Genomic DNA, 21,327 nt, shown 5'->3' with positions numbered 1-21,327 from the left:
GGGTTTTTCAGCGTAGATGTAAAGACGAAGACTTAACTAGAAAATACCGGAGTTACCATGCCGCAATATACAGCCCCAATTACTGACGTCCAATTTTTACTAAACGATTGGTTAGCCATCGATAAGCATTATCAAGAAATTGGTGCAGAAGGTATGGATGCAGAACTCGTTAATGAGATCATTGCACAGGGTGCAAAGTTCGCTGAAGAAGCGGTCGCGCCATTAAATCGCGAAGGCGATGAAGAGGGTTGCAAACTTGTCGACGGCCAAGTAACGACGCCTAAGGGTTTCGCTGAGGCGTATCATGAGTATGTTGCAAATGGTTGGAACGCCATGTTAGGTAATCCTGATTTTGATGGCCAGGATCTACCTTATTCTGTAGCCGTCCCTGTTCACGAAATGTTGAACGCAGCCAACTTAAGCTGGCGACTAACGACAATGCTCACAGAAAGCGCGGTGCTTGCGGTAGACAAACATGCCAACGACGAATTAAAAGCAGCCTACTTGCCAAAACTTATAAGTGGTGAGTGGACCGGTACAATGAATTTAACCGAACCGCACGCTGGAACTGACTTGGCCTTATTGAATACTAAGGCGATCCCACAAGGCGATGGTTCATATAAAGTGACCGGAAACAAAATTTTCATTACCGGTGGCGACCAAGATTGGACTGACAATATTATCCATCTCGTTTTAGCACGTCTACCTGATGCGCCCGCGGGAGTGCGCGGTATTAGTTTGTTTTTGGTACCCAAATTTTTATTAGATGAAAATGGTGAACCTGGCGAAAGAAATACATTAAACGTTGGTAGTATTGAGAAAAAAATGGGCATCAAAGCCAGCCCAACTTGCGTGATGAACTATGACGATGCCACTGGCTGGTTAGTAGGTGAAGAGAACAAAGGCTTAGCTTGCATGTTCACAATGATGAATGATGCGCGCTTCCAAGTAGGTTTGCAGGGTTTAGGCGCTGCAGAAGCCTCTTATCAGGGGGCGTTAGCCTATGCTAGAGAGCGTTTACAGTCTCGTGCACCACAAGGTATTCAGCAGCCAGAGAGCAAAGCTGATGCAATTATTCATCAACCTGATGTAAAGAAAATGCTGTTGGTGCAAAAGTCACTCACTGAAGGTTGCCGCGCATTATCGATGCTTTATGCACAGCAAATGGATGTTGAAAAGTACACCTCAGATGAGCGTCATGACAATGCGAAAAAAGTCATCGCGTTTCTGACTCCTATCTGCAAAGGCTTTATGACCGATATGGGTACTGAAGTCACCAATATTGGCATTCAAGTCTATGGCGGTCATGGCTATGTTCGCGAGTGGGGAATGGAGCAGTTAGTGCGTGATACACGTATTGCTCAGCTTTATGAAGGCACAAACGGAATACAAGCTGCCGATTTAATTGGCCGAAAGTTGACTCGTGATGGCGGCGACATGCTAAAAGCGACTTTTGACCTATTATCAAGCCGAGTTGCCGTCATGAAAGATGCGACTAAACAAGCAGATGCAACAGCCTTGCTTGAAGAGTGGGAACAAACTTCTACCGCCCTTTTAAATGCAAAACCAGAGGATGTTGCTGGTGCTGCCACGGACTACTTGCATTACAGCGCGTATTGTATTCTAGGCGTACTCTGGTTGGACATGGCCGATGCTGCTGCCCAATCTAGCAACGAACTTGTTCAAAAAGGGAAAGCGAATACCTGTGCGTTCTTCATGAAGCGTATTCTGCCAAGAAAAGACGTTCACAAAGCGGTTGTCTTGTCTGCGGCCGACGACCTATTGGCCTTGAGCGATCAAGAATTTGATTACGTTTAAGTAAGCCACTAGCGTTTGAACCTTGCACTGATCATTAAAACTAGCTTGGCATTGCTCGCTTTTGCGGGCAATTCTGTCTTGTGCCGACTAGCGCTTGAAAAAGGTGCAATAGATCCTAGTAGTTTTACTGCTGTTCGGCTGCTGAGTGGCGCCGTAACATTGATTTTAATCGTTGTTTTTTTGCGGCTCAGTTCAGCTCGAGAACACAATAAAGTCAACGTGGAGGGGTCTTCGTCCTCCAATTCAGGTAACACTCATTCCATCAGTTTTAAGAACAGTGATTGGATAAGTGGTTTATCTCTCTTTGTTTATGCGGCGGGGTTTTCCTTCGCTTATATTACACTTCCTGCTGGTACAGGCGCTCTCATCCTGTTTGCGGCAGTGCAAATTACCATGCTGGGCATGGCCTTAGTCACCGGGACACGTTTTTCAGCACTACAATGGTTAGGCTTTATTCTAGCGATAGTTGGCTTAGTGTATCTGTTTTTACCTGGGATCAGTGCTCCTCCTATCATTGGCTCCCTAATTATGATGATTGCAGGCATAGCATGGGGTGTTTATTCAATTAAAGGAAAGAAAGTACATTTACCTACTTTGGCAACAACAGAGAACTTTGTCCGAAGTCTTCCGTTTTGCATAGTGCTCATGCTGCTATCGATGAATATGCTAGAGCTGTCCACATACGGTATTGCGCTAGCTATCGCGTCAGGCGCAATTACCTCTGGTATTGGTTATGCGATTTGGTATGCCGTATTGCCTAATTTAAAATCGGCCTCTGCCGCCACACTACAACTCACCGTTCCTGTGATAGCTACCATAGGCGGTATTATATGGCTGGAGGAGCAACTTAGCCTTCGTTTAATCCTATCTTCTTGTGCAATATTAGGCGGTGTTGCAATGGTTGTGTTGTCATCACAAGAAAATAAAAAGGCCACATAACGTGGCCATGATTTTCTTCAAATATTGAACAGAAGAGACAAAATTTGTTTATCCGCGCTTACGCCGGCATTGCTTCTGCAAGCGTCTTTGCGCTGGCTTTCTCTGTATCCAATACTTTTAGGGCTTGATGAAGGTCTTCAATAATGTCGTCGAGCTCTTCAAGGCCAACCGATAAACGGATTAAGCCGTCACTAATACCATGCGCCAAACGTTCTTCTGGCGTATAAGTTGAGTGAGTCATACTTGCTGGGTGTTGCACCAAAGTCTCAGCATCTCCCAGAGAAACGGCTCGCTGTATCATCTGCAATGCATTCATGACTTTAATACCTGCTTGCATCCCACCTTTTACCTCAAAGGTGATCATGCCACCAAAATCAGACATTTGTTTTTTGGCTAAGTCATGTTGAGGAAAGCTCTTCAAGCCTGGGTAACAAACACTTTCTACCATAGGATGCGATTCTAGCACTTCAGCAACGCGCGCCGCACTCTGACAATGTCGGTCCATTCTCAAAGAGAGCGTTTTTAAACCACGCATGACCAACATTGCATTGAACGGTGCCATGCACGCGCCAGTCATGTCTTTCATACCGTAAAGGCGGATTTGATCAACAACTTCTTGTTTACCCGCAACTAAACCGGCAACTAAGTCTCCATGCCCGCCTAAGTACTTCGTGGCTGAGTGTACAACAATGTCTGCTCCCAGTTGAATTGGCTGGCTAAGATAGGGTGTCGCATAGGTGTTATCAACAACCACCATAGCGTCGTGGCTGTGTGCAATTTTGCTCACTTCAGCGATATCAACCAAGCGCATATTTGGGTTCGCTGGAGTTTCGAAGTACACCACTTTGGTTTTCTTTGAGATAGTTTGGCGTAATAACTCCGGATCAGAAAGATCTATATGAGTCACAATTATTCCAAACTTAGCAAGGCCATGATTTAAGAAAGTGAAGGTACAGCCGTATAAGGTTTTATCGACAATGATTTCATCTCCTGGCGACAACAAGGTCCACATGGTCGAGGAAATCGCGCCAATACCAGAAGCTAAGGCAAGTCCGGCTTCCGTTCCCTCCAATGCTGCAATTCTTTTTTCAAGCAAGTCTAAGGTTGGGTTGGAAATGCGTGAGTAAAAATGCCCTTGTCTCTCTCCCGCAAACATCTCTCCTCCGGCTTCAGCCGTTTCAAAGGCAAAAGTCGATGTAAAATGAACTGGCGGTGTCAATGCACCTTCGTTATCTTGGGCATTGTAGCCATGATGTATTGCTAAAGTAGAAAAGTGCTTTCTATTGGTGCTCATGATGACCTCTTGTTCAGCAAATAAGTGCATTTCGTTCATATCCATCGGACTTGAAATGCACAATCAATATTTTGCAAATTATATGCTTCAATCAAAGGTTTTTTCATGCTAGTTTATCTCTAATTTCTGAGTGAATTAGCATAAAATGCCAAAATGAATGATTTAAATACGCAATCAGGAAAGCCTAAGATGGACAGTAAAGACCGAGAAATTATTCGCGAACTGCAAGCAGATGGCAGAATGAGCAACCAAGAGCTCGCTGCAAAGGTAAATTTGAGTCCCTCGCCCTGCCTTCGTCGTTTACGTAATTTAGAAAACGAAGGCATCATTAAAGGTTATGGCGTTGAAGTTGATGAGCAAGCGTATGGCCTGCCAATTACAGTATTCGCGCGAGTGCAACTCGAAAAGCATACAGCCGATGTCGTATCGAACTTCGAGCAACACATTGAGTTCGCCGAGCATGTCTTGGAATGCTATGTGATGACTGGGGTTTCTGATTACTTGTTGAAAATTGTTGTGGCTGATTTGCATGAGTACGAAGTATTTGTTCGCAAGGTACTTCATCCCATTGGCAGTATCGCATCGATAGACACTAGTTTCGCATATGGTACGGTTAAAAAAACCGGTACATTCCCCAAAATTTAAAGGCTCAGTCAGTGGATTCAGGCAAAATAAAACGATATACCTTACGCAATGACAATGGAATGACAGTAGAGCTATGTGATTTTGGTGCTCGTATCTTATCTATAAAGGTGCCAAACAAGTCAGGTGAACTAGTTGAAACAACCCTTAATCATCAAAGTGATGACGCTATCTTACAGGATGACGCATATATGGGTGCCAGTGTGGGTAGAGTTTGCAATCGAATATCTAAGGCTGCGTTTATACTAGACGGCTGTGAATATAAATTGTCGGTTAATGAAGGAAAAAATACTTTGCACGGCGGTCAGTATGGCTTTGCCAAGCGACAATGGAATACTGATGGTGTTAATGCTCAGCATAACTTGATTAAGTTTTCTTTGTTATCGGGTGACGGTGATCAAGGCTTTCCTGGCGATCTCGCCGTAGATATTATTTATTCGCTCAACCAGCTTAACGAGCTGAGGTTTGAGTTTATCGCCACAGCAACAAAAGCGACCCCAATCAATTTATGCAACCATGCCTACTTTACTATGGGCGAAGACACTGTGCATAATTTAGAGCTCACTGTGCGTGCTGATGCATACCTAGAAGTCGATGATGAAAGTATTCCTCAAGGAGATTTTACCCCCGTTGAAGGAACTCGGTTTGATTTTAATGATGGCGCCTTACTTTCAGAAAAACTAGCACTCGGTATTTATGATCATTGCTATCGAGCTAGCGCAATCAATATGGCAAGTCTGACTTCTCATAAAAATGGCCTTCGCTTAGAACTTGAATCTGACCACATAGGTGTGCAGCTATATACCGGTAATTTTTTACCAACACCACAAAGCGCCGTCTGCTTAGAAGCACAAGGTTATCCTGACGCGATTAATCAAGAAGCCTTAGAACATGACATCCTTCGACCGGGCGAGATATATAAGCGATATGTTAGCTATCGGTATGTTTCTATTTAGAAGGCTATTTATTTAGTGATGCTTTAAACACCGCTAAAGCAACTAACCAGCCTTCTTTTAACGCTCTATGGTTTTAATCGTTATGAGATTTATCGGAGAGATGTCGGTTTTTCGATATCGTATAACGCTTCTGAGATTTCATTGACTTTATCGTCAACTCTAGCTTTTGCGTCATACACACCACGATTGTAATAATAATTGCCTAATTCTTCCGATATGAAGTCAATTAGGAACTCCGCATCGAATTGCCCCAGATCAAATTCTAACTCTTTAGTCATGTAAGCTTGTAGCTTGCTCACCAGAATTTCTTTTTCTTGTTTATTGAACTCTATTGTCATTGAGATCCCTTGTTTTGAAGTATCGTTAAGGTAATGGTTTTTCCCAGAACATGGCTTTTCCAGCCTGAGGATCTAACTCGTAAGCGATGAAACCAAACTTTATGTAGGCTTGTTTCGCAACCTCATTGCCTTCTAGTACTTCCAGAGTAACCTTGCAACATCCCATTTCGAGGGCAATAGTTTCTATTTCAGCCAATAACTTTTGACTTAATTGATAGCCCCGATATCTGCGACTTACTGCAAAGTCGTGGATATTGATAAGCGGCTTACATTTGAAAGTTGAGAAACCTTCAACACAATTAGTGAATGCGGCGGGTTCGCCATCGACATAACAGATAAGTGAGAAAACAAATGGGCGTTTTTTTAACTGCTCGATAAGATTTTCCTTTGAAAATGCAGATAGCGGAGCGTCTCCTCCCATCGGATCTTCAGCATATTCATTCAGCAGCATCAGTAAATCACTAGCCTGTTTCGTATTACTGTAATCTACCCTAATAATCTTTATTTCCATTAAAGCGCCCCTTATTTTATTTATTATTCTGCGATGCTCACAAATGTAGCACCCAAGTATTCACTTAACAATGTAGGAACAATCTGAAGCTCTAAGCCTCGCTTCCCCCCACTCACATAAATCAAGTCGTGTGAGATGGCACTGCTGTCAACGAAGGTTTTCAAACGCTTCTTTTGCCCAAAAGGGGACACACCTCCTAAGATGTATCCCGTCATATTCTGCACTTTATTCACTTCGGCCATTGTGGCTTTTTTAGCTTTCGCCGATTTGGCAAGTTGCTTCATATTTAGTTTGTTTCGAGAAGGCACCAGAGCGACGACATGTTCCCCGCTATCTAAGGCAACGACCAAGGTTTTAAAAACAGCACTCGCCTCCAAACCTAACTTCTCAACAGCTTCCAAGCCATAGCTTTCAGTCATTTGATCATGCGAATATTCAAGCACTTGGAATTGCGCTCCTTTTTGCTCGAGGAATATCACCGCCGGCGTCATACTTGTCTCAATGTCATTTATTTTTCGAGCAATACAATACCAAAAAATCATTGGCTTATCGCCTAAATCGGACACACCTATTTGCGAGGCTGTGCAGCTCCAATCTTCAAACATGCTTAACTAAACAAACCAACTCCATTAGCAAAGAACAGAAACAGGTGTGTCCAATTATCGTTAGCATCAAATTTGAAACAATAAAAAAGCCAGCTAATGCTGGCTTTTTAGATACTGGTAAGGTTTTGTATTATCTACTAAAAAGATAAGCAAAATACCAAATATATAGATCTCTGAATGTGATTCGGCCACTGTTATCAAGATCCGCTAAAGGATTGAATCGAGCGCTTCCCTCTCTTGCACCAAAGCTTCTCAAGATAGCGAAGTAATCTCTGAAGTTAATCTCTCCATCAGCATTAACATCACCGAAAGCTGGAGCATCAGCCTCCAATAGTAAGCTAACAATCACTGGATCGTGGTCAGAAGAACGGTATGGGCTTTCACTTAGGAATACGTCCGGCTTACTTGTACTTGAGAACGGAAGTTCAGAAGTATAATCAAAGCCCGCATACTCGTCAGCATTGATATGCCATTCAGTCACATCAACAATCGCATCAAAGGCTTGTTCATTGGCCAAAGCATAATCTAAAGAGCCTAACAGACCAGAGAAACGATAGCTGTAAGCCAACTCGCCTTCTAGTTCTCTCGCTACATCTTTATAGCCTGCATTCACTAATGTTTGAATCGGGTCTTCTTTTGCGTAAGCATTTAAGTCACCGATAATCATAACAGGTGTGTCCTGGAATTGTTCAGCCAACCAGATTTGCAATGCTTGCGCCGCTCTATCACGGGTCACATTACAATTTCCGGCTAAAGTACCGTTATCATTATCTTGGGTACAGCGACCGCCGCTTCCTTTTGACTTTAAGTGGTTTACGTTCACAACAAATGGCTTGTCGCTCTCATTCAAAACGAAAGCTTGTGCGAATGAAGGACGATTCAAACTAGTATCAAACAAAGGAGCGCCTGACTCATCAACGATAGAATTATCGGAATTAAGTACTTTCAGTGCACCATCAGGACTAACCGTTTGAAGTTTATAGATAATACCAACTGTGATTGCATCAGTACCTTGAGCTTCCCCAGCATTAATAAACTCATAAACATCATCACCCAAATTAGCATTAATGTTATCTACTAGCTGAGCGATAGAGCTCAATTCATCAAAGCCGTCGTTTTCAATTTCCATCAAACCAACCACGTCAGCATCCATCGCGATGATCGCGTTAGTAATTTTCTGTAGTTGAAGTTGATACTGCTCTTCTGTTTCTGCACCACGAGCTGTTGGATAGCCGTCACCTAAGCCGTTACCATTAAACAAGTTAAGTACATTGAAGCTAGCAATTTTCAAGTTGCCGCTCTCTAGTTCAGGCGCTTCAGTTCTAAAACTGTTTTGCTCAAGCACAGGAGTTTGTAGAGGACGAATTCGATAGTTGCTAAATCCGAAATCAAGCACACCGACGATAGATAGAAATGAATCACCAATACGAATTGGGTTATTCGCATCGAAGCCACCCGCTGGAAGGTCAAATATTTCTGGAGTACCGTTTAGCAAATCATCTAAGATAATTTGGTTTAAATCATTTTCAGCGTCTAGAGCTGCAGCTTCAGCTGATTCCGTCGCGAATAAATGCGTTGGGCTGTAGCGAACTTTATCCGCCAATACTAGCTCACCGAAACGACCATAGTTTTGCAAATTATTCACAAACCATTCTTCAGAGCTTTCAATTACCATGCTCTCGACTGACTCTAAGTCGATTGTTAATGGTAACTCCAACACTACTGGTGTCGCGAAGTCACTGCTACAGAATGAAGAAATTGACTCTGCATTAAGTTGGGTTTTCCCAAATTGTTCGGCAACCGCACCTAACACACGAACGACATCACCTTCTTGAAGCTCTAAACCTTCGAAATCAGTCGAGACAAAGACACCTTCAGACGTTAACGGGTTACTATCATGGTCAGCATCTTCCTCTTGCATAAAGAAACCGCCAAGTTGACTTGAAGCGAGTGTTACAAGCCCCTCAACAACCACAGTCTGTCCAAGTAGAGGAGATGTGTCAGCATCGCCCTGCACTTCATGGATACGAGTCGCAGGATCAAAGCATAGGCCTAACATCGCTTCATCGACTGGATCGCCACCATCACCGCCGTCACCTGCATCACCATATAAACCTAGGTCGCTGGTATCGTTTATTGGGAAACCATCCCATTCAATTGCAGGATTGAAGACGTTAGTGCCATCAGCGTCACCAACAGTGACACTTGCTTTTCGTCTAATCGTCGCGTTTTGAGTAGAAGCTTCACCTTCACTCCAGACTTGGCGAACACCAATCTGCCCAATAACGTCAATGTTACCGCTCGCATCAGCAAGTGCAAAAGCATCATCACCATTAAAATTCACAACAGAGTTAATTGCATCGACAACAGGCATATCGGCATTATCGACAAAACCAGGGTTCGCAATAACATAAACATCATTCGCCGCTAATGTGCCACTCAATGGAGATTCTGCAGTGATTGAACTGCTGCCATTTGAATATAAGCGAATAGAATATGCGCTTAAATCAATTGCTGCGCCACTCAGGTTCACAATCTCAACCGCTTTGTTCAAGCTTGAACCTTCAATATATTCAGAGAAGAACACACCACCAGTTGCCGCCGTGTATGTGCCAATAGGGATCATAGCGTTTGTGTTACTACTCTCTCCGTCAAGCGCATTTCGGCCACTAAAAGTCCACTCACTTGGGTTAAAGGTCGTGCTAGGGCCTGTTTCACTGATACGATAAGCCCAGCCATCTAGGTATTCCCAGTTTTCGCCCGAGCCATCAACACCAACTACACCATATACATCGACGACAACGCCATCACAAACCAATAAAACGGCATCATCACCGTTAATACTCAACTCACCTGTTGTGTCATTTGGCGCGAAACCGAAAAAGGAAGTAAAGCCAGTAGATTCTGACGAGAAGTATAAGAAGTCTCCGCTTTGAGCTGAGTTGTCACCACCAATATCGATAGTGTAATCGCCACCCGTTGGCTGGTTGCCATTGGAAGCCGTTCTCACCGCACACACTGAAAGGTCTGGAATATCTTGAGTCACTAATATTTCGATACCCTTAGGAGTGCCGCCGCTGAGAGGACCATCAAAAATAGCGGTAATCAGCATTGGTGCGCTTTCTGAACCGCTGTCAGAGCCACCATCTGAACCGCTGTCAGAGCCACCATCTGAACCGCCGTCAGAGCCGCCATCTGAACCACCGTCAGAGCCGCCATCTGAACCACCGTCAGAGCCGCCACCAGTCACATCACCACAGGTTTCAGATGAGTAAAGCAAGTCAACCCACTGAGGATTATCGACAAATGGGTTTCTGTTGCCTTGATATTGATAAATGCGTTCGTTTCGATTTATTTCGAATTCACTGACTGGGTCATCATTGTGCCATTGGATCAAGGTGCATAATTTACCCAAAGTTGGCGAGCCTGTACTAGTAATCTGATCGACAAGCACGAGGTCAATATAAGTTCCACCGGCCTCGTAACGCGTATCCATGTAAAACATCATGCGCGCAACGTCACCTTTCACATTGGCATTGGGTTCGAAAGAATCACCATCTACAAAGTTGTCTGCAGTCGCGGCCAAAATTGACGCACGTATCGATGGATCCGTTTCAGATGTAATCTGAGAATCGCTTAATGGTGCGTCGCTTTCATCGTAGTCTAAGTTTCCGCGAGCAGCATTAATCGAAATATCAGTTGGACGAAGGTGATGAATATCTGTGTACGGTTCATCACTTGAGCTACTAAAGCCATGGCTTTTTGGCCAAGAGTGCTCACGGTTCCAGTTGTCACCATCACCTGATGCAGCGCCGCTGCCATTTGAAGCTTTCGGAATAGAACGACCTGAATACAAAAGAATCACGTTGTCACTATTATTTGGGTCTTCATCGGTCGCGGTTAGAGCAGTCCACACTTCACTGTAAGTCAGTCGTTGTATATCTGTAGATATAATCGAACTCAGGGCTGCTTTAATCTGGGCTGCGCTTGCTTCGGCATTCAGAAGTTGGTCAACTTCAGCATAATAAGCTTGCGCGTCAAAAGCACTCGGATCTTTAAACTGTGCTAGATCTGGACAGTTGGTACAGACTTGGCCACTTAAATCACCATTAGATGCATCTGAACCACCGTCAGACCCTCCATCTGAACCACCATCAGAACCGCCATCTGAACCACCATCAGATCCGCCGTCCGAGCCACCATCAGGTGTGTCCGTTGTAGTGTGAGAACCGATGTTAGAGAAGTCATCTTGCGAAAAAACCTCCCACTCAGCACTTGGGTCAAACGCGTTACTGCCGTCTGAGTCCCCAATCGTAATATTACTGCGGCGAACTAAAGTTTTGTTCGCAGTTGAGTATGTTACGCCATCCACAGTGACGGAATACGCTGATCCAGGGTCAACTTCAAACTGACCAATGGTATCCAACACTGTTTCGCTATCTGCGCCATTAGAAACGACCAATTCAATAAAATCGTCACCGTTGAATAAGCTTGCGCCAGTCAATAACTGCGCGTTCATTTTCAAGCCGTCATCAGCACTCGTAGTTGCTACAACATAGGTACTGAAGGGAGCTATTTCACCGGACAAACTGATCGTTGTTCCTGCGCTGCTACCACCATTGAAGTACACTTTTATTTGGTGTTGAGAGATATCAACCCCAGTGTCGCTATTATTATATATTTCTATTGCTTTGTTGTTCCCTGAGCCTTCAACGTATTCTGAGATGAATACGTTCGCCGAAGCCGTAAAACAATGTGCACCAAGCATTAGCGCTGATAACATTTTGATCTTCATTGTATATGTCCGTCTGTTAGGTATTTTTTCCTATACTAAGGTATGGGTAAATTACTACATTTGTGTGACAAATTGAATGAATTTATTGCGAGGGTGTTTTACAAAATGCGTAGGATTTTTAAAGTACTTGAATCTACTCAACTTCTGCGGCAAAAAAATAAAATACTGAACAAAAATGGTTATTCAGTTTTCCAGCTGCTCTCAAAGAACCTGTTTAATTAATAAACAGAAAAATAAAATTCAATAAAAAAGAGCGCAAGGTGCGCTCTTCATAAATTACGTGTCTGTTGTTCCGACGAAAAACTGAGCCTTCACCGGATTTACCATTATTAAGCTTCTGATTCAGCTAGAAAGGTTTCTTTAAACCAACGAGATACCATCGCTTTTTCATATTTCAATGGTCTATTTTTGAAGCGTGTTGATGTGCGGTTTAGAAAGCCTACATCTTTCAGCTTAACTTCTTCTGATTGCACTACTTTTCCGTCCGCATCTTTCAATTCAAAACTAAAGGTCATTCTAGGAATATCGATGTCACGCATTATTCTATATTCCTGAAAACCTGCAGAAGCTCTATGATGCATACCAATCAGGCCTGCTTGGGTGGCTGTTTGCACTTCTCCAGCCATATCAAGGTTGGTTACTTTAAGAGCCAAGTGATACCCCTCAGGAAGGTCTTCAGCGAGTTTGTCGAAATGAGATTCTAACTTCGCAAACACTCGCTCTCGGTATTTCGCTCTTGATACACTCGGATGGCGAACATCTCTGAAGTCTTCAGGGTTAACCCACTCTATAGTAACTGGACCTTTTGTCTCAGCTTCCTTATCAGCTTCTTGCTCTTTAATATCTTGAGATAGTACTGACACAGAAAAGATAAAAATTGATAATGTTAGACCAAATTTAACTGATTTCATTTATCACTCCTTCGCATAACTTGTTCAATAAATATACTACTACGACATCGTAGATCAAGTTTAGGTTCAATAATGACCTGAGATTTAGAAAAGTTTGCTGTCTTTAATGTGACCGCACAGGCGGTTCAGATTCGCGCCGTAAATGAATGGATTCTTGTCATTATTTTTACAATAACGCTCATTGAATTTGGTTAGCGACTCTTTTGAGTCGGTAATCAACACCACATAATCCGTTTGGTGCGGTTGTAAAGACATATTATTGTGAAAAAACCGTTCGCGTATCGTAGCTAATGACTGCTGTTCAGGAATTTCAGCGACGTTTTCTATCCAACCAAGCACCGTTTGTTGGATGTCAGAAAGGAAATATTGAACAAAGGACGTCCTTAATACAATGATTAATATAATTATTTCAATCATGATGACAAATGTTCGCCACATATTAACTGTAGATCCTTAGACGCGTACTTAATTGTTGATAGTAAATTCCTAAGTACATAATAGATATTCATACGTTAAATACAATGATTTCCCACAATACGCTAGTATGTTTTCCTGAAGTATACCTAAATGGCTCAAATATAAGCTTACAAAATCTTTAAGAAAAGACTGTTCTTATTTGATCTGAATTAACATTTGCTTGCGTCTTCTTGATATACTGTCAGCCTAAAATTTATGTATCTTCTTCATTTCCCACGCGGAGTTCTTAATGAACGAAAAAATTGATATCAAAGACGTCACTCCGGTAAAAATTCATAAACCCTCAAATAGTGGTGACTCATCAGCATACCCAGCTCGTAGCAGGATCTATGTGAGAGCTGTCGAAGGCATGCTGGAGAATATTCGACGCTTCTTCGGTTTGATCTTTCTAGGCGTATTCGCGCTTATTCCTTGGCTTCAATACAACGGCAATCAAGCCGTATTGTTAGATATTGGAGAACAACGTTTCAATATTTTTGCAATGACACTTTGGCCGCAAGACCTGACTATTCTTGCGTATATTTTTATTGTCTCCGCATTTGCTCTATTTTTTATCACTACTTTTGCTGGGCGCGTGTGGTGTGGGTTTATGTGTCCACAAACAACTTGGACCTTTATCTACATTTGGTTTGAAGAAAAAATCGAGGGTAGCCGAAATAAGAGAATGAAGTTGGACCAACGGAAAATGGACGCTGACAAATTCTTCCGTAAAACCTTGAAGCACTTCTCTTGGGTAAGCGTTGCCTTATTAACATCCATCACCTTCGTAGGCTACTTCACACCTATCGATAGCCTATTCGTTGACTTCTTCACTTTTGACGTCAGTTTCTGGGCTGGTTTCTCCGTCATCTTTTTCACTGTATGTACATATGGCAATGCTGGATACATGCGTGAAATTATGTGCACACACATGTGCCCATACGCACGTTTTCAATCAGCGATGTTTGATAAAGATACATTCACTGTTGCATACAACCCTGAACGAGGCGAGAAGCGCGGACCACGCTCACGTAAAGTGACACAAGAACAACTTCAAGAAAAAGGGCTTGGCGATTGTATTGACTGTAACCTCTGTGTTCAAGTCTGCCCAACAGGCATTGATATTCGAAATGGTTTGCAATACGAATGCATTAACTGCGGCGCTTGCGTAGATGCGTGCAACGGCGTTATGGATAAGATGGGTTATGATAAAGGCCTTATTAGCTTCACATCAGAACACCAACTGGCGGGCGGAACCACTAAGATAGTTAGGCCCAAGTTGATTGGTTATGCGGTTGTTCTGCTTGTTATGACGAGTTTGCTTGTGTTTGATATTTACTCTCGTGTCCCCTTAGAAATCGACATCATTAAAGACCGAAATTCATTATATCGTGAGACAAACCAAGGGCTTATAGAAAACGTTTATACACTGAAGTTGCTTAACAAATCACAACAGGACCGTACTTTTAAAGTCAGTATCAGTGGCTTGGAAAGTGGCAACTATGTTGGCGTATCCGAAGTGCAAGTGCGAGGAGGTGAGGTTTATACACTTCCGATCAGCGTCACCAGTGACCCCTATGCACTGACAGAAGAAATAACCGAATTTAAATTTCATGTACAGACACAAGATGAAAATGGTGAAATAATCAAAATAGAAGAAACTACTAAATTTATATTCACTGATGTCTGACTTTACCTTTGCAGGTCTGCATCCAGATTTAATTCTGGATGCCATTGAAACCTTGGGTGTGCGCGCCGAATCTGGGCTTTTAGCACTCAACAGCTACGAAAATAGAGTGTACCAATTCATAGGTGAAGACAAACAACGTTATGTTGTGAAGTTTTACCGGCCTCAACGTTGGACCAATACCCAGATCCAAGAGGAACACGACTTCTCAATCGAGTTACATGAGCAAGAAGTCCCCGTCGTTGCGCCTTTGCGCTTGTCTCATATCGACGCTCCGCAAACGGGACACACCCTTCATGAGCATGAAGGTTATCGATTCGCTCTATTTCCTTCTGTCGGTGGTCGACAGTTTGAAGTAGATAACCTCGACCAACTTGAATGGATGGGCAGGTTTATCGGCCGAATACATCGAGTTGCTCAATCGTCGTCATTCGAGACTAGACCCGCAATGGATGTCCAGACTTACTTGGACACACCTAAAACCGTATTAGAAAATGGTAGTTTGCTTCCTCACCACCTGCAAACAGCGTTTCATACTATTTTAGATATGGTCATTAAAGAAACCAAAACTCGATTTACTGGCTCATACAAAAACATCAGACTACATGGCGACTTGCATCCGGGTAATATCCTCTGGCGTGATGGGCCTACCTTTGTCGATCTGGATGATTGTCGCATGGGCCCCGCGGTTCAGGACTTATGGATGATGCTTTCCGGTGATAGACAACAGCAATTCATACAGTTGGACACACTCGTTGAAGCTTATGAAGAATTTCAGCCCTTCGATGTTAAAGAGCTAAAGTTAATCGAACCTTTACGCGCTATGCGTATGGTCCATTACATGGCATGGCTTAGCCTACGATGGGAAGACCCCGCGTTTCCTCAGGCATTCCCTTGGTTCGCTGAGGATAAATATTGGGAAAATCAAATTTTAGCCTTGAAAGAGCAATATTCGGCGTTGCACGAAGAGCCTATCAAATTGTAAGCGTCGGTAATCTCTGCGAACTCGCTATATGTCATAGCTAAAAATATCGGAATAACGCTACACAAATGCTTGAATCCATTTATAATTCGCCACGTTCAAGGTGCTCATAGCTGAATTTTCAAACTATGAGTTAAACGGGAAGCTGGTGAGAATCTAGCGCTGCCCCCGCAACGGTAAACACAGGAAGAGTCCACTTTTCCACTTTTCATTCATCGTGAATAACGACGTCAACCACTGTGCCTCTTTTTGCATGGGAAGGTTTTGAAATGATTGTGTGAGCCCGGATACCGGCCTTGATAAGCGAGGTTTCGACCTTTCCTATTTGACATGCTCGGGTGGAGCATTCACAGAGTCCATATTTAAAATGAAAATAAAACTATCTTTTTTAGCAGCTTTCATCGCTGCGAGTCCTACTGTTTATTCACAATCTAACAATGATCTTGAAACCATTAGTGTGCTTGGTTCACGAGCAGCAATCGACAAACGTACTTTAGCCGGCTCGGTGTCCTTCTTAGACGAAGACACAATCAAAGCATCCGGAGCGAGCACTGTTGTGGAGCTTTTGCGCACATTTGCAAGCGTCAATGTGAGTCAGTCAGGGCCGACTGGAACGCTAAGCGAATTGCGTTTCCGCGGGAGTGAGAGTAATCATATTTTAGTCCTCATTGACGGTGTGGAAGTTAACGACATAGGGCAAGGTGGCCTTGTTGACTTCGCGCATATTGTTGTTGCAGACATAGAACGAATTGAGCTACTAAGAGGCCCGCAAAGCGCCTTATGGGGAACAAGCGCTGTATCTGGCGTCATCAGCATTACGACTAAGCGAGCAAGTGAACCGCAACAACTTTCAGGCAATATAGCCTTAGGTACTCAAGCAACTAAGGAACTCGGTTTATCCTACAGTTTAAAAAGCGACAAACTCAGTTTTGCGATTAACCTCAATCACCTGAGTACAGATGGCGATAACATCTCTCGAAATGGAGGTGAGGACGATGGCTACCGCAATTCGAGCCTAAGCGCTCAAGTGCAATATGATATTAACGATGCGCATCAACTGACTAGCAATGTACGAATAGTCGAGTTTACATCTTCGTTTGACGCAATTGACTTTGCCACTACAGGCTTGCCAACCGACGCTGATAACGTTAGCGAAGGCGAACAATTAAACTATCTATTGAGATGGTTATATGCGCCGAAAGCAAATAACTGGTCACAATCATTAAGCTACCAACTAAGTCGTAACGAAAGTGAAAACTATACTCAAGATATATTCTCAGGGAGTACCTTAGGTGAAACAGAACGTTTAACTTGGCTCCACTATTTCGATTTATCCATGGGTGCAGGTTACAAGCAAAACTTCTTGAACATAGGCGTTGATGCCGTCGAAGAGGACTTTCAACAGGCAGGCCCTATTAGCTTTGGTGATCCTAACCAGTCACAATCGAACACCACAATCTCCGCGCTGGCAGATGGCCAAGTTAGCTTAGGCGAATCATTGTATTTAAGTGCTAGTTTACGTAGAGATAATAGTGATGAATTTGAGGATGCCAGCAGCTTCCGATTAGGTCTGAGTTGGCAAGTAATGCCAAATTTAAAGGTATTTCTGAGTCGTGGCAAAGCAATCAAGAATCCAAGTTTCACCGAAAGGTTTGGCTTTTTCCCGGGCACTTTTCAGGGAAATCCCAATTTGACGCCTGAATCCAGCTTCTCTAACGAAGTTGGGCTAGAATATGCCCCAACAGATCAAATTGACATACAGTTAACTCACTTCAATACTGAGTTGGAAGATGAAATTAATGGCTTCGTATTTGATCCTACAAGCGGCGCCTTTACTGCTAACAACCTAGAAGAAACGAGTACTCGTAAAGGCTTTGAGTTGTCACTGAAAGGATATTTGGATCATCTTGCTTGGTCCGCAAGCTATGCGTATTTAGAAGCGAAAGCACCAACTGAAATAGAGCTAAGGCGTGCGCGACACACAGGCTCAGTAACTTTGAACTATACCATTAACGATCAAAACAATGTGTATGTTCAAGGTGATTACACAGGGTCAAAGTTGGATCGCTTCTTTCCTCCTTTTCCTGCTTCTCCTGAACTTGTTGAATTAGGTGCATATTGGTTGCTAAGTGCAAATTATGGCTACAAGATAAACGATAGCTTGACGCTTAACTTACGCGCAGAAAACCTGCTGAATGAAGATTATGAAGATGTTTTTGGATTTGTTGGGCAAAAAAGGCGTATTACGCTAAACCTGCGATACCAATTGAACTAAACGGATAAGTAAGGCTCAAATGTTTCTAAACCAAGCGTTGTAAAGCTGAACAACAAATGAATAAGGCCGCCATTACTGAAGTAGGCGGCCTTTTGTTTTGAAATATTTTTTCGCTTTATGGTATTCTGCAAACAGAAAAATTAATACACGCGTTACTGCGCTGTGAACAAGGAATAAAACACAATGAAGAAGCTTTTTTCAATAATTTTGCTAACCGTACTGTCACTTAATATTAGTGCTCAAGAGCAATGGCAAGAAGGTAAACATTATACTGTCATTAGTGACAAGGCGACGGCCAAGCCAGAAGTGAAGGAATTTTTCTCTTTTTGGTGTCCTGCTTGTTATCGATTTGAGCCTTTGGTTAAGAATATCAAAGCTGGCTTAGGTGAAGATGTTAAATTTACAAAAGTGCATGTTAATTTTATGCCAATGGCTGGACCTGATGTTCAGGAAAATGCGACGACTGCAATGGTGATAGCACGTGCTCTAAAAAAAGAAACCGAACTTAATGGTGCAATTTTTAACTACATCCATCAACAACGTAGCACAATTAGCAGCTTAAAAGATCTCAGAAGCATCTTCGTTATTAACGGCGTAGATGGCGAAGAATTTGATAAATTAGCAAAAAGTTTCAGTGTGAAAAATCTAGTTAATAAAAACAACAAACAAATCGCTGAATACCGCGATTATGTTTCAGGCGTACCTAACTTTATAGTGAATGGTAAGTATCAAGCCACGTTCACTCGTGACATGACTGCCGACGACATTGTAAATCTGATTGTATGGTTAACAAAACAATCATAAACCGCACTATTTAACACAAGGGCCGCATTAGCGGCCTTTTTTATTCCCGCACCGAAAATTGGACACACCTCTTTCGGGGTTTTATCACCCACTACCTTTATTTTTGGACACACCTTTTTATCACTTTCATGAATTATTCCTATCAAGTTTCACCCCAAAGACATACCGAATATCCAAAATAGGTGTGTCCCATTTGGGCCGAAGTGTTTACGCTCGAGTAAAACTCTCTATAATCAAGAAAACATTTTATTTCAGGGAACCCCATGACTCAGTCGATTAAACTTATTACTTCACTTTTTATATGTATCTTTTTCATAAGTGCATGCAGTCAACCAGAGACCACAGCGACGACTAGTAGTACCAAAGAACAAAGTGCTGAAGTTAAAGCTGATACCAAGGAAAGCACTGATAGTATGCCTATGAGCCTTATTCCTTGGAAGGAAGGCTTACATTACAAAGTAATAAGTGATGAGGTAACCGCAGAACCTGAAGTGGTCGAATACTTTTCATTTTGGTGCCCACACTGCTACAACTTTGAACCACTGGTAAACAATATCAATGATCGCCTAGACTCCGATACTGATTTCAAAAAAGTACACGTCAATTTTATGAGGTTCACTACTCCTGAAATCCAAGATTTTGCTACCTTAGGTATGGCTATTGGTAGACATTTAAATCAAGAAAAGATGATAAATGCAGCCATCTTTCAACATATCCATGAAAAGAATCTTGAAATAAAGAGCCTAAACGATGTGAAGGCGATTCTTATTGCCTATGATGTGACGGTAGAAGACTTTGAAAGCGCTTTAAAGAGCGACGAAGTTAATGAAATAATGCAAAACAACAACGCGTCAATCGACCAATACCGCGAAATACTGCAAAGTGTGCCTAACTTTATAGTCAATGGAAAATACCAAGCTACCTTCACTCGCGATATGACTGCGGATGACGTTGTCGAATTGATATACTGGCTAAGCAAACAAAACTAGTTAGTTGTGGTCTACTACTAGGACAACAGGTTAAATTCAATAATTAGAATGAAAAAAGGGACGACTATGTTTAAAAAATCAATTATAGCAGCGGCATGTTTACTCTCGTTTGCAGCGCTTCAAGGTTGTAATGATGCGCCATCAAGCGACGTTAAAGAAGAAGTCAAAGCAAGCCCTGAACCTGCTGCGGCAGTGGCAGAGCTGAAAGACCGCGAACCTACAGTAGATCGTGGTCGCTTGTTTCACGCAATTAAAGTTCGAACAGACGAAGATAAAGCGAGAGATGACGCGCGCAATCCAATTCAAACTTTAGAGTTTTTTCGTGTAGGGCCAGGCATGGCTGTCGCGGAAGCTTTACCCGGTGGTGGTTGGTATTCAAAAATATTGACGACGTATTTGGGAGCCGAGGGCGAGCTTCATGGCATAAATTACAACGATGATATGTGGCCACGATTTGGTTTCTTTTCTGAAGAAGGGATCGCAAGAGCGATAGAAAGAACCAGTGCTTTTCCTAATATGATTGCTGATTTCTCTGACAATGGTATCGAAGCGAGTGGTTTTACATTTAACTCTGCGCCAGAAGCGCTTGCTGGCACTCTAGATAGAGTATTGTTTATTCGTGCTTTACATAACTTAAATCGCTTTGAAGAAGAAGCGGGTACGTTAACAGAAGCCTTGAAAACAACTCACACGCTATTAAAGGACTCTGGAATGGTTGGCGTAGTTCAGCATCAAGCCCCTGATAAAAGCTCGGATAAATGGGCTGATGGAAGTGCGGGATATTTGAAGAAGCCTGCAGTGATCGAAGCTTTCAAAGAAGCTGGATTTGTCTTAGTGTCTGAATCTGATATCAATGCCAATCCTAGTGATCTGCCAACTGAATCCGAGGTCGTTTGGCGTTTGCCACCATCATACAACGGGACAGCTGATGACCCAGCATTAAAAGCAAAAGTCGATGCCATTGGCGAGTCAAATAGAATGACATTGTTATTTAAAAAGGCACCATAAACTATAATGAAAGCAGCAGCATGTCATATATTGGTCAAGTCAAAGGTTCAGGCTGAAAAAATCAAATCTGAACTAGACAGAGGAGCCAACTTTCAGCAACTAGCCAAAAAATATAGTATTTGTCCTAGCGCGAAGAAAGGTGGTGACTTAGGCGAGTTCAAGCGTGGTGACATGGTTAAAGCTTTCGATAATGTGGTTTTTAAAAAAGAAGTGCTTAAAGTGCATGGACCAATAAAAACACAGTTTGGTTTTCATTTAATCAAAACCTTGTATCGCAATTAAATCAACGTCATAAAAAAACGGGAGCACTTGCTCCC

Annotated in this window: 18 protein-coding genes and 1 riboswitch; of the genes, 11 read left to right on the top strand and 7 right to left on the bottom strand. The window is 42.7% G+C overall.

Features of this window, described 5'->3' with window-relative positions; all coding sequences use genetic code 11:
- Positions 1 to 57: 57 nt before the first annotated feature.
- Complete coding sequence (locus RM544_RS11275; RefSeq protein WP_311361894.1) at positions 58 to 1,818, top strand: acyl-CoA dehydrogenase family protein; 1,761 nt, start codon at positions 58 to 60, stop codon at positions 1,816 to 1,818.
- Positions 1,819 to 1,833: 15 nt separating this feature from the next.
- Positions 1,834 to 2,757 carry a DMT family transporter gene (locus RM544_RS11270; protein ID WP_311361893.1) on the top strand — a complete coding sequence of 308 codons (924 nt, stop codon included), beginning with the start codon at positions 1,834 to 1,836 and terminating at the stop codon, positions 2,755 to 2,757.
- 58 nt (positions 2,758 to 2,815) lie between these two features.
- Here RM544_RS11270 and RM544_RS11265 read toward each other — a convergent pair whose 3' ends face one another.
- On the bottom strand, positions 2,816 to 4,081 hold the full coding sequence (locus RM544_RS11265) for a methionine gamma-lyase (RefSeq protein WP_311361892.1): 1,266 nt from the start codon (positions 4,079 to 4,081) through the stop codon (positions 2,816 to 2,818).
- Positions 4,082 to 4,240: 159 nt separating this feature from the next.
- On the opposite strand from RM544_RS11265, the gene RM544_RS11260 reads away from it, so the two are divergent.
- Both RM544_RS11260 and RM544_RS11255 read left to right on the top strand, forming a co-directional pair.
- Complete coding sequence (locus RM544_RS11260) at positions 4,241 to 4,696, top strand: Lrp/AsnC family transcriptional regulator (protein WP_311361891.1); 456 nt, start codon at positions 4,241 to 4,243, stop codon at positions 4,694 to 4,696.
- 11 nt (positions 4,697 to 4,707) lie between these two features.
- Positions 4,708 to 5,649 carry an aldose epimerase family protein gene (locus RM544_RS11255; RefSeq protein WP_311361890.1) on the top strand — a complete coding sequence of 314 codons (942 nt, stop codon included), beginning with the start codon at positions 4,708 to 4,710 and terminating at the stop codon, positions 5,647 to 5,649.
- Positions 5,650 to 5,738: 89 nt separating this feature from the next.
- On the opposite strand, the gene RM544_RS11250 is transcribed toward RM544_RS11255, so the two are convergent.
- The 6 genes from RM544_RS11250 to RM544_RS11225 all read right to left on the bottom strand — a co-directional run bounded on the left by RM544_RS11250 (position 5,739) and on the right by RM544_RS11225 (position 13,247).
- On the bottom strand, positions 5,739 to 5,987 hold the full coding sequence (locus RM544_RS11250) for a DUF2164 domain-containing protein (RefSeq protein WP_311361889.1): 249 nt from the start codon (positions 5,985 to 5,987) through the stop codon (positions 5,739 to 5,741).
- 25 nt (positions 5,988 to 6,012) lie between these two features.
- Entirely contained in the window at positions 6,013 to 6,498 is a 486-nt protein-coding gene (locus RM544_RS11245; protein WP_311361888.1) for a GNAT family N-acetyltransferase, read from the bottom strand.
- Between the two features lie 23 nt (positions 6,499 to 6,521).
- The gene (gene ybaK, locus RM544_RS11240) at positions 6,522 to 7,103 is read right to left on the bottom strand and encodes a Cys-tRNA(Pro) deacylase (RefSeq protein WP_311361887.1); all 582 of its coding nucleotides are present in this window, start codon (positions 7,101 to 7,103) and stop codon (positions 6,522 to 6,524) included.
- Between the two features lie 130 nt (positions 7,104 to 7,233).
- Complete coding sequence (locus RM544_RS11235) at positions 7,234 to 11,898, bottom strand: ExeM/NucH family extracellular endonuclease (protein WP_311361886.1); 4,665 nt, start codon at positions 11,896 to 11,898, stop codon at positions 7,234 to 7,236.
- 329 nt (positions 11,899 to 12,227) lie between these two features.
- On the bottom strand, positions 12,228 to 12,809 hold the full coding sequence (locus RM544_RS11230; RefSeq protein WP_311361885.1) for a DUF3016 domain-containing protein: 582 nt from the start codon (positions 12,807 to 12,809) through the stop codon (positions 12,228 to 12,230).
- 84 nt (positions 12,810 to 12,893) lie between these two features.
- On the bottom strand, positions 12,894 to 13,247 hold the full coding sequence (locus tag RM544_RS11225) for a hypothetical protein (protein ID WP_311361884.1): 354 nt from the start codon (positions 13,245 to 13,247) through the stop codon (positions 12,894 to 12,896).
- 268 nt (positions 13,248 to 13,515) lie between these two features.
- Between RM544_RS11225 and ccoG the strand changes: the two genes are divergently transcribed.
- From ccoG to RM544_RS11190, 7 genes are all read left to right on the top strand, one after another.
- Positions 13,516 to 14,955 carry a cytochrome c oxidase accessory protein CcoG gene (ccoG, locus tag RM544_RS11220; RefSeq protein ID WP_311361883.1) on the top strand — a complete coding sequence of 480 codons (1,440 nt, stop codon included), beginning with the start codon at positions 13,516 to 13,518 and terminating at the stop codon, positions 14,953 to 14,955.
- A complete protein-coding gene (locus RM544_RS11215) occupies positions 14,948 to 15,937 on the top strand; it encodes a serine/threonine protein kinase (RefSeq protein ID WP_311361882.1) in 990 nt (329 codons plus the stop codon). Before ccoG ends, RM544_RS11215 begins: the two co-directional genes overlap by 8 nt.
- A gap of 81 nt (positions 15,938 to 16,018) precedes the next feature.
- A riboswitch (cobalamin riboswitch) is annotated at positions 16,019 to 16,247 on the top strand.
- A gap of 54 nt (positions 16,248 to 16,301) precedes the next feature.
- Complete coding sequence (locus tag RM544_RS11210; protein WP_311361881.1) at positions 16,302 to 18,209, top strand: TonB-dependent receptor plug domain-containing protein; 1,908 nt, start codon at positions 16,302 to 16,304, stop codon at positions 18,207 to 18,209.
- Positions 18,210 to 18,392: 183 nt separating this feature from the next.
- Positions 18,393 to 19,013 (top strand): thiol:disulfide interchange protein DsbA/DsbL, encoded by a 621-nt coding sequence (locus tag RM544_RS11205; RefSeq protein ID WP_311361880.1) that lies wholly within the window; start codon positions 18,393 to 18,395, stop codon positions 19,011 to 19,013.
- A 263-nt stretch (positions 19,014 to 19,276) separates the two neighbouring features.
- Complete coding sequence (locus RM544_RS11200) at positions 19,277 to 20,002, top strand: thiol:disulfide interchange protein DsbA/DsbL (RefSeq protein ID WP_311361879.1); 726 nt, start codon at positions 19,277 to 19,279, stop codon at positions 20,000 to 20,002.
- Positions 20,003 to 20,068: 66 nt separating this feature from the next.
- Positions 20,069 to 21,010, top strand: coding sequence for a class I SAM-dependent methyltransferase (locus RM544_RS11195; RefSeq protein ID WP_311361878.1), 942 nt, complete (start codon positions 20,069 to 20,071; stop codon positions 21,008 to 21,010).
- A 6-nt stretch (positions 21,011 to 21,016) separates the two neighbouring features.
- A complete protein-coding gene (locus RM544_RS11190) occupies positions 21,017 to 21,292 on the top strand; it encodes a peptidylprolyl isomerase (protein ID WP_311361877.1) in 276 nt (91 codons plus the stop codon).
- Positions 21,293 to 21,327: the final 35 nt, after the last annotated feature.

Source organism: Brumicola blandensis (assembly GCF_031846165.1).
Lineage (GTDB): Bacteria > Pseudomonadota > Gammaproteobacteria > Enterobacterales > Alteromonadaceae > Glaciecola > Glaciecola blandensis.
The sequence above is the reverse complement of the archived record's forward strand: the minus strand, read 5'-3'. Positions and strand labels throughout refer to the sequence as shown.

Coding starts and splice junctions, on each gene's coding strand:
- RM544_RS11275 (WP_311361894.1), top strand. CDS start 58: ATGCCGCAATATACAGCCCCAATTACTGACGTCCAATTTTTACTAAAC.
- RM544_RS11265 (WP_311361892.1), bottom strand. CDS start 4,081: ATGCACTTATTTGCTGAACAAGAGGTCATCATGAGCACCAATAGAAAG.
- RM544_RS11260 (WP_311361891.1), top strand. CDS start 4,241: ATGGACAGTAAAGACCGAGAAATTATTCGCGAACTGCAAGCAGATGGC.
- RM544_RS11250 (WP_311361889.1), bottom strand. CDS start 5,987: ATGACAATAGAGTTCAATAAACAAGAAAAAGAAATTCTGGTGAGCAAG.
- RM544_RS11245 (WP_311361888.1), bottom strand. CDS start 6,498: ATGGAAATAAAGATTATTAGGGTAGATTACAGTAATACGAAACAGGCT.
- ybaK (WP_311361887.1), bottom strand. CDS start 7,103: ATGTTTGAAGATTGGAGCTGCACAGCCTCGCAAATAGGTGTGTCCGAT.
- RM544_RS11235 (WP_311361886.1), bottom strand. CDS start 11,898: ATGAAGATCAAAATGTTATCAGCGCTAATGCTTGGTGCACATTGTTTT.
- RM544_RS11230 (WP_311361885.1), bottom strand. CDS start 12,809: ATGAAATCAGTTAAATTTGGTCTAACATTATCAATTTTTATCTTTTCT.
- RM544_RS11225 (WP_311361884.1), bottom strand. CDS start 13,247: ATGTGGCGAACATTTGTCATCATGATTGAAATAATTATATTAATCATT.
- ccoG (WP_311361883.1), top strand. CDS start 13,516: ATGAACGAAAAAATTGATATCAAAGACGTCACTCCGGTAAAAATTCAT.
- RM544_RS11215 (WP_311361882.1), top strand. CDS start 14,948: ATGTCTGACTTTACCTTTGCAGGTCTGCATCCAGATTTAATTCTGGAT.
- RM544_RS11210 (WP_311361881.1), top strand. CDS start 16,302: ATGAAAATAAAACTATCTTTTTTAGCAGCTTTCATCGCTGCGAGTCCT.
- RM544_RS11205 (WP_311361880.1), top strand. CDS start 18,393: ATGAAGAAGCTTTTTTCAATAATTTTGCTAACCGTACTGTCACTTAAT.
- RM544_RS11200 (WP_311361879.1), top strand. CDS start 19,277: ATGACTCAGTCGATTAAACTTATTACTTCACTTTTTATATGTATCTTT.
- RM544_RS11195 (WP_311361878.1), top strand. CDS start 20,069: ATGTTTAAAAAATCAATTATAGCAGCGGCATGTTTACTCTCGTTTGCA.
- RM544_RS11190 (WP_311361877.1), top strand. CDS start 21,017: ATGAAAGCAGCAGCATGTCATATATTGGTCAAGTCAAAGGTTCAGGCT.